General features: G+C 40.2%; 11 protein-coding genes and 2 pseudogenes. 11 read left to right on the top strand and 2 right to left on the bottom strand.

Features of this window, described 5'->3' with window-relative positions; translation table 11 throughout:
* The 3 genes and pseudogenes from TW84_RS24520 to TW84_RS02645 form a co-directional block, all read left to right on the top strand.
* Positions 1-405: pseudogene (locus tag TW84_RS24520) on the top strand (hypothetical protein); the annotation flags it as partial.
* A gap of 962 nt (positions 406-1,367) precedes the next feature.
* On the top strand, positions 1,368-1,619 hold the full coding sequence (locus tag TW84_RS02650; RefSeq protein ID WP_045974129.1) for a type II toxin-antitoxin system Phd/YefM family antitoxin: 252 nt from the start codon (positions 1,368-1,370) through the stop codon (positions 1,617-1,619).
* Entirely contained in the window at positions 1,609-1,896 is a 288-nt protein-coding gene (locus TW84_RS02645) for a type II toxin-antitoxin system RelE family toxin (protein ID WP_045974128.1), read from the top strand. Before TW84_RS02650 ends, TW84_RS02645 begins: the two co-directional genes overlap by 11 nt.
* A gap of 222 nt (positions 1,897-2,118) precedes the next feature.
* On the opposite strand, the pseudogene TW84_RS25015 reads toward TW84_RS02645, so the two are convergent.
* A pseudogene (locus tag TW84_RS25015) lies at positions 2,119-2,241 on the bottom strand (type II toxin-antitoxin system RelE/ParE family toxin); the annotation flags it as partial.
* Positions 2,242-2,247: 6 nt separating this feature from the next.
* The gene (locus TW84_RS02635; protein ID WP_045974127.1) at positions 2,248-2,490 is read right to left on the bottom strand and encodes a type II toxin-antitoxin system Phd/YefM family antitoxin; all 243 of its coding nucleotides are present in this window, start codon (positions 2,488-2,490) and stop codon (positions 2,248-2,250) included.
* A 246-nt stretch (positions 2,491-2,736) separates the two neighbouring features.
* On the opposite strand from TW84_RS02635, the gene TW84_RS02630 reads away from it, so the two are divergent.
* The 8 genes from TW84_RS02630 (at position 2,737) to TW84_RS02595 (ending at position 7,363) form a co-directional block, all read left to right on the top strand.
* Entirely contained in the window at positions 2,737-3,009 is a 273-nt protein-coding gene (locus tag TW84_RS02630; protein ID WP_045974126.1) for a hypothetical protein, read from the top strand.
* A 113-nt stretch (positions 3,010-3,122) separates the two neighbouring features.
* Entirely contained in the window at positions 3,123-3,536 is a 414-nt protein-coding gene (locus TW84_RS02625) for a GFA family protein (protein WP_045974125.1), read from the top strand.
* 138 nt (positions 3,537-3,674) lie between these two features.
* A complete protein-coding gene (locus TW84_RS02620) occupies positions 3,675-4,232 on the top strand; it encodes a nucleotidyltransferase family protein (protein WP_045974124.1) in 558 nt (185 codons plus the stop codon).
* 304 nt (positions 4,233-4,536) lie between these two features.
* On the top strand, positions 4,537-4,794 hold the full coding sequence (locus TW84_RS02615; protein WP_045974123.1) for a type II toxin-antitoxin system Phd/YefM family antitoxin: 258 nt from the start codon (positions 4,537-4,539) through the stop codon (positions 4,792-4,794).
* Positions 4,782-5,096, top strand: a complete 315-nt coding sequence (locus tag TW84_RS02610) for a type II toxin-antitoxin system RelE/ParE family toxin (protein WP_045974122.1) — start codon at positions 4,782-4,784, stop codon at positions 5,094-5,096. The genes TW84_RS02615 and TW84_RS02610 overlap by 13 nt, the downstream gene beginning before the upstream one ends.
* A 194-nt stretch (positions 5,097-5,290) precedes the next feature.
* Positions 5,291-5,806 (top strand): hypothetical protein, encoded by a 516-nt coding sequence (locus tag TW84_RS02605; protein WP_045974121.1) that lies wholly within the window; start codon positions 5,291-5,293, stop codon positions 5,804-5,806.
* A gap of 115 nt (positions 5,807-5,921) precedes the next feature.
* Positions 5,922-6,602, top strand: a complete 681-nt coding sequence (locus TW84_RS02600) for a hypothetical protein (protein ID WP_045974120.1) — start codon at positions 5,922-5,924, stop codon at positions 6,600-6,602.
* A gap of 236 nt (positions 6,603-6,838) precedes the next feature.
* Positions 6,839-7,363, top strand: a complete 525-nt coding sequence (locus TW84_RS02595; protein ID WP_045974119.1) for a DinB family protein — start codon at positions 6,839-6,841, stop codon at positions 7,361-7,363.
* The last annotated feature ends 146 nt before the right edge of the window (positions 7,364-7,509 follow it).

The following is a 7,509-nucleotide window of genomic DNA, read 5'->3' as shown; positions in this document are numbered from 1 at the left end:
ATGCGTGATTTATCGACGCTCCTCAATGGGCCCGACCCTAAACAAACGTCCAAATATAGCTGGCTCGAAGCAATTATTAGACAAGCGCAACTCAATCGCTTTACCGAGCACTGCTCCCCATCTTGTGACACTACCGATCTCTGTTTAATTAAGATGCAGAACCAAAATGCCTATAACTTGTGTTTTACCCAAGACGTTGACCAATGTATTTGTCGTTTGCAGTCTTTGTGTGAACAGCCGATTGAGCTGGTAGCGTACGGGAAGGCGAAACTGAGCCCAGATGCATTGCTTGAGGTACTGTCTGAACCGCAGATCCAGAAAAACCGTTGGTTTCCATTGAGCGATAGTCAGCGAGACGGCATCGTGAAAACGCTTAAGGCAGAGCAAACTCTCACCTCGCGTTGATTGGCCATCAACGAGCAGGCACAGAATCACTGAGCTTTGGAGTAGGGTGGTCGCTCTAAATTATTATTAGTAATAGAATTTTTACTCTTCTTACTAAGATAACCCACACGCTCGCTTTTATATATTGATAGGCTGTATGGTTCTGTGTATTTACATTAATTTTTAGTCACTTATGATAGTTTGCTAATAAGTTGGGCAGAGAGGAAAACCAGACTGCCTGTTGTTAAGGATGTTAGCCCTCTCGAAAAGGTACATGTAGTAATGAAAGGATGTTGCCCAAACTGCAATGCAAAATCTGAATCGATTCCTCTTAGCCAAAAGTGTTCTCAATGTGGAGAGTTCTCAAATGACTGGGTTGTTTATGATTGGGCAGGATACTGCAGATTTAAGAGAGCAATGATCAGATGGAATTGGGGCGTTTTGGTATTATGCTCTGCTAATTTATTGGCAATGGTACTAGGCTTTTCGGATCCAGTTCAGTGGCTACTCTGTTTGCTCATTATTCCAGCCACAGTGAGTTTAACTAGTTCTTATCAGGCAATCGCTAACTCTAAACACTATAAAGGACATCGCTTAAAGGATTTAAGCCCATGGTTTCCTTTGTTGTAAAGGGCGAACAAACGACGATAGCACTAATAGCTAATTTTAGCTGTATTCTCAACCCACACGACGCCATCTCTTAGCATCGAATTGAGTATTACCATGTTTCGCACACATGCAATCAAGCCCTTTGGTGTGTGTCCTGAATTCATCCGATCGTATTTATATAATGACAGAATGTATAGCTTGGTAAATTTACGTTAATTTTTAGTAACATATGATAGGTTGGTGGTAAGCTAGGTAGAGAGAAAAACGAGGCTTCCTGTTATTAAAAATGTTATATCTACAATCAGAAACTTCTGGTCTAGACTGAAAATAAGGTCTAAAATTAGCACTTATTTAAGTGCTGAATTGGTGTTGTTATGAGACAGGTTTTAGCTGATTATTCAGCAAGTATTTCTGAGTTAAAGAAAAATCCTACCGCTTTGCTAAATGAAGCTGATGGTTCTGCTATTGCTATTCTGAACCACAATAAGCCAGCAGCTTATCTTGTTCCTGCGGAAACTTATGAGTTTCTGATGGATATGCTCGATGATTACGAGCTGGCTAAACTTGTTGAAAGTCGTCGCGGTGAGTTATCTGAAGCGGTTGAAGTAAATATCGATGACTTATAAGCTTAAATTTCTACCTGCCGCGAAGAAAGAGTGGAGCAAGTTAGCTCCACCAATTCAAAGTCAGTTTAAAAAGAAGCTTAAAGAACGTCTCGAAAATCCGCATGTTCCCGCATCTAAACTTCGCGGCTATGACTCAGTTTACAAGATCAAGCTACGTACTGCGGGTTATCGTTTAGCCTACGAAGTGATCGACGATGAAATCGTGGTGTATGTGTTGGCTATTGGTAAAAGAGACAAAGATGCAGTGTACAAAAAGCTAGCAACGAGGTCCTCGTAACAGCAGCAAAACTCATATGGCCTTCTGCCTGTCAATAGGCAATAACATCCTAATAGCAGCGTGAGCAGCCAATGCTCTTCAAACAACAAAGTTATCTACTTCGCTTTGTCATTTCGGTCATTAAGTATTGCTTACCACAAACACATATTGAGGATCTCTTGTTGCGACTTCGCCGCTGCCTATGACTTGTCATAGTGTTAAGGTGTCTGTCCCAATTAGTTTCGTTAACAATGTATCTTTATAGTTGTTCCACTGCATTTCAGAAAAGTTGTTGATGGTATAGCTTTTAATTTTTCGTAAATGAGCCTGAGCCAATTTACTCAGCTTGTACTTATTCTTTTGCATAGTGGGTTACAAGGCGTTTAGGAAATCTTCACCATCAACTACATTGCCTTGTGCTAAGTCTTGTTTAGCTGACTCGAAACAATGTTTAAGGTAATCAGCTTTCATTGCCTCTAGTTCTTCATAGTCTTTGATAGACATTACCACCACGGCATCTTTACTGTTTTTGCTAATCTTTACTGGCTCACGTTGAGCGATTAGAAGCAGCTCACCAAAGTTACGTTTAGCATCATTTGCTGTTAGTGTTTGCATGCTCAATCTCCAAGTTTGGAATTACAGTAAGATTATAGCTAGTCGCACAAAATGGTTAATTTAATTAAATCGTGCGATTTGAGTGCTTGTTAACCATACGTAATAATCAAAGTGATGCATTGCACTCGGCATTTTTGGTATGAAGTCCGGCGTGCTTAGTGAGTTCAGAAGACTATTGGTGTGTGTCCTGAGTTTAGTCGAATTTAGCGTTGCTCATCCGCGGCGTTATGTGATTAAGGAGAAGCTATGAATTTCACCGCTGAGCAAAAATCTTTGGTCTATGATTCTGCGGTTTGTTTAAAAAGAGCGCTAGTCGAATGTAAGGATCCACTTGCCAATGAAATTTTGGCCGGGGAGCTAGGGGAAATTTTGGTTTCGGTGATTGATGGCGATGCCAAGTATCCAATGACTTGTATCCCTCACTTTGACCAAATGACTAGAGATTGGTTGCCACAAATCGAAGACGAATATTTCAATTTCTGCAGTTTTGCTCGATATGGCAAGCCAGCGTTTACGTAATTAAGCCCTTTGGTGTGTGTCCTGAATGTATCGATAGAGAAATTATGAAGGGATTCGTAAGAACCCGGCGTTAGCTGTTAAAAAGTGTCTACCTATAAGTTATTGGAGGATTTATGAAAGGTCATGCTAAATGTTTATGTGGCTCAGTCGCACTAGAAGTTGAATATGTTAGTAATGAGGTGGCGGCATGTCACTGTAGCATATGTCGCAATTGGGGCGGTGGTCCAATGCTAGCCATCGATTGTGCTGATTCAGTACAAATAACAGGTGAAGAAAGTATCACAAGATACGCATCCTCAGAGTGGGCAGACAGAGGGTTTTGCAATAAGTGTGGAACACATCTGTTTTATTACCTTAAGCCTGCAAATCAGTACCACCTGCCAGTTGGCTTACTTCAAGGCGAAGACCATTTTCAGTTTACTCATCAAATATTTGTTGATGAGAAGCCCGAATATTATGATTTCAAAAACGAAACTCAGAATATGACTGGTGCTGAAGTGTTTGCTCATTTTGAAGCTGAAGGGTAAACAGCTAATAAAGCGTTGAAGAAGGACTTGGTGCGCGTGGCATTTTCACTATGCGTTGATTTAAGTGATTAAGGTGGTATGCGGCGGCTTTTGTATTGCGTTGCTTACCCCTACAGGGCGTTAGTTAACTGGGGGAACATGTTAGAACGTCAACTAGAAAAGTTAATTAGAAATACTCCTGAGCTAATGGAAACTGCACAAGCATGCATTGAGGTTGGATTACCTGATTACTATATTGCTGGAGGTTCAGTCACACAATTGATTTGGAACTCACTATCAGGTGAAAGTCCACTCAAGAATGTTAAGGACTTCGATATTATTTACTTCGATATCGCTAGTACATCTAATGAAGAAAGCTACAGCAGCCGAATTAACAGTGTCGTGAACCATAAAATCCCAATTGATGTGGTAAACCAAGCACGTGTTCATGAATGGTACCCTCATAGGTGTGGCCAAACTATATCTGCATATACAAAAGCAGAGCATGGCATTGATTCTTGGTTATCTGCATTTGCGATCGGATTTAGGTTAAATTCAAACGGTACAATGCGTATTTACTCGCCTTATGGGCTAACTGATGCATTCAATAAACGGGTAAAGCCAAACCCCATTGCCATGACGCGCGAAAGCTACAACCAAATGGTTGATGGCTATCGTAAGCGTTGGCCTGACATTACCGTGAAGCCTTGGGAATAGCCAACTAATAAAAATGTTATAAGTTTAAAAGGACTAAAATGAAACATCATGTAATGCTAGATATTGATGGAACACTACTCCTAATCACGCTTATGACACAAATGAGCCTTCTGCCTGTCAATAGGCAATAATTCCTATTGGCTGCGTGATCAGCCAATGCTTTTCGAACAACAAAGTTATCGACTAGAAAGCAGGTAGAGAGAAAATGAGGCTGCCTGTTATCAAGAATGTTAGCCGTCATGGAGATTGCTATACTCAAAGTGATAGAATAGTATCACTTTAGTATTCCTTTAGAGCAGCTCTCATGAAAGTAGAACTCGTTACATCACTCAAGCGCCAAGCAACAAAAATCCTTGCCGATCTCCACGAAACTAAAGAACCAGTGTTAATTACCGAACATGGTAAGCCATCGGCATATCTGGTTGATGTTGATGATTACGAGTTTATGCAAAATCGTTTGGCGATTCTTGAGGGGATTGCACGAGGTGAACGTGCATTAGCTGACGGTAAAGTGGTGAGTCACGATGAAGCCAAGGACAAAATGTCAAAATGGCTGAAATAATCTGGACTGAGCCAGCGCTATCTGACCTCAATGATATCGCTGAATACATCGCACTTGAAAATATCGCAGCTGCAAAAGAATTGGTTCAAGCGATCTTTTCTAAAGTCGAGCGCTTAGAGGCTTCCCCTGAATCGGGTCGCATTCCGCTTGAACTAGAACATCTAAGTTATCGTGAAGTTGTAGTTAGTCCGTGCCGTATTTTCTATAAACAAGACGGCGACAAAGTAGTTATTCTGTTTGTTAGGCGTTCTGAGAGAGACTTGCGTAAGTTCCTATTGAGCAAGCTGGGAATGAGCGGCTAACACATATTGAGGATCTCTTATTGGGGTTGTTATGGTGTCTGTCCCAATTAGACTCATAACAAGATTTAAGAGTGATTCACAACGCTTGGTGCTTTCACTTCAAGTCAGTTTAGTGTTTAAGGCGTAATTCAGCGGTTTTGTTTGTGCGTTGTCTGCGGTTTAAGTTAGCGTTATAAGCTAAAAGGAGATTTAGTTTGCTTTTTGACTGGTTCAAATCAGATAAGCCTAATGTATATTTGGGCTCTTTGGCTGTAGTGTCTGAAGATAATTTATCAAAAATTGAACGCTTCTTTTCTTTCAGTGGTAGCTCGCTGCAAGACCATATGCGCTGTAAATTAGAAGATATCTTTTGCCTTACTAGCATAACGTCTATTCAAGAAACCAAGTCGTCCGACATTGGGTTGGACGTTGTCATTGTTACTCTACATGGTGGTGATGCCTTTGCTATAGGATGGGGGCCAGGTAGCATACCAATATTTTGGCGACCTAAAATAAAACTAGTATCCCGCTTATACCATTTGAAATCAGGTAAGACGATTAAGACCTTTAAAGTATCTCAGTCAATTACATGGCGAGAATTTATCTCAAGATTATTTAGCATTAGAGGGCTGTTTCGCTTTGGATCTTTATATAACAATCAGGATATGGAAGTGTTACTTTACCAAGCGTCCCTTAAGTTATTAGATGAAATGCGCAAGTCTGTGAAGTAATTGGCTGATATGAAAGCGTTCAAGAAGGAATCCCAACGCTTAGGATTTTCACTTTATCGTTGGTTTGGGAAGATTATGAGGGGTTCCGCTAGAGATATATAGGGAGCATTTGATTTTGCGTAAAATAAAATTGTTGTTACTTCTTTTACTTTTTCCCAGAGAGGCTTTTTTAAGTGAAACTGATGGTTGGAATATAAATACAACCGATGTCAGTATTGTTAATTTATATAACTTTTACAATGAAGTTTCGGATGCGATCGATAAAGAACTAATCGTTCGGAAGGAAGATGTTACAGTATCTTCGCTGCAAGACTATATTGGTAATCTCACTGGAAAAGAAGCTAGTGAGTTTGAGGCGGAAATACAGCTTGCTCGTGAAATAGATGGTAGTGCAGCCCAACAATTAAATCTCTCTTCGGCTAGCGACGTAGCTTATCTAGCTGACGAAATTGATAGTCCAATGAATGTTTTCGAGTACACATACCCTAATGAGTGTTTGCACGTAGACATTGTGACTATTGAGAAAAACAGTAGAGATATGGTTATTGAGATAGTCTTAATGTTTCCTTATGACCGAAAGGATGAATGTTTAGATAAGACTCTGGTGGCGAAGTTTATCTATATTGGTTCAGTATTTCAGCTACAAAATAAAGTCAACGCACAAGACCTCATCAAAAGTATATATAACACGTTAGAAACCGGTAAAGTATACAAACAGGTTGTTGCTGATGTAGAGATAATGGCAGGTTTTGTAGATGAAACGACATTAGGCTTGAAGCTTGCCGCAGTTCAGTAATTAAGCTAACGGTAGCCTCAAACCGATAGCCAACTGGTAGCGCTTCTGGTCTGCAGTATCAATGATACTTAAGTGGCAATTACCAGATAACTAAGCCGTTTTTTTGAATGTCGGGGTATTGATGCTCAAGAGTTTGGCTGTAGAATTTGAACGTCGCGCGTCCACTCATTGTTTATATTAAAATTCTGAGGAGATGCGTAACAGCATGGCATTATGTTGAATTAGGAACAACACAGATGAAACAGCAATTTATTCTAATGTCTGAGTACAATCAATGGATGAATGAGTCATTACTCTCGCATTTAAATGAGGGAGTCGACCTTGATATTTACGAGGAAAAAGGCGCGTTTTGGGGCTCAGCTTTCAAAACGATGAGTCATATTTTTACTTGCGACTTGATGTGGTTACATCGATTTACCAATGTTCAGAGTTCCTATGACTTGAATGAAAGTCTGAATGAGTTTCCTCATCCAACTTCTATTAGTACGCATTGCTTCGAGACTCTAGATGAATTGCGTGCAAGTCGTGGTAAATTAGATGCTGTAATTGCTGACTGGATAAGTTCCATTAGTGATACTGAATTTGATTCTAATGTGGTTTATCAAAACTCTTCAGGTAAGGAGTTTTCAGAACCCTTCGCATCGGTGTTACTGCACTTTTTTAATCACCAAACTCATCATCGAGGTCAAGTGACAACCCTAATTAGTCAAAGTGGTGACAATTCGTATTGTACTGATCTACTCGGTCTCATTCGAAAGTAAAAGCATAAAAAATTACTAAACAGGGACTCCTGACATATGGCGAGTTCATAACTGATTTTATGGCACAATGTTCAGGTTGGGTGTGATCACTTTATCGCCTGTTAGTAAGGCACGGGCAGAACCCCTAATCATTTCCCCAACCCATA

The organism is Vibrio neptunius, assembly GCF_000967495.1.
Taxonomy (GTDB): domain Bacteria; phylum Pseudomonadota; class Gammaproteobacteria; order Enterobacterales; family Vibrionaceae; genus Vibrio; species Vibrio neptunius.
This window is presented reverse-complemented; position numbering and strand designations above follow the sequence as displayed.

Bases quoted from the DNA above. Each gene is read 5' to 3' on its own strand.
- TW84_RS02610 (WP_045974122.1), top strand. From the start codon at position 4,782: ATGGCTGAAATAATCTGGACTGAGCCAGCGCTATCTGACCTCAATGAT.
- TW84_RS02650 (WP_045974129.1), top strand. From the start codon at position 1,368: ATGAGACAGGTTTTAGCTGATTATTCAGCAAGTATTTCTGAGTTAAAG.
- TW84_RS02615 (WP_045974123.1), top strand. From the start codon at position 4,537: ATGAAAGTAGAACTCGTTACATCACTCAAGCGCCAAGCAACAAAAATC.
- TW84_RS02635 (WP_045974127.1), bottom strand. From the start codon at position 2,490: ATGCAAACACTAACAGCAAATGATGCTAAACGTAACTTTGGTGAGCTG.
- TW84_RS02645 (WP_045974128.1), top strand. From the start codon at position 1,609: ATGACTTATAAGCTTAAATTTCTACCTGCCGCGAAGAAAGAGTGGAGC.
- TW84_RS02625 (WP_045974125.1), top strand. From the start codon at position 3,123: ATGAAAGGTCATGCTAAATGTTTATGTGGCTCAGTCGCACTAGAAGTT.
- TW84_RS02630 (WP_045974126.1), top strand. From the start codon at position 2,737: ATGAATTTCACCGCTGAGCAAAAATCTTTGGTCTATGATTCTGCGGTT.
- TW84_RS02595 (WP_045974119.1), top strand. From the start codon at position 6,839: ATGAAACAGCAATTTATTCTAATGTCTGAGTACAATCAATGGATGAAT.
- TW84_RS02620 (WP_045974124.1), top strand. From the start codon at position 3,675: ATGTTAGAACGTCAACTAGAAAAGTTAATTAGAAATACTCCTGAGCTA.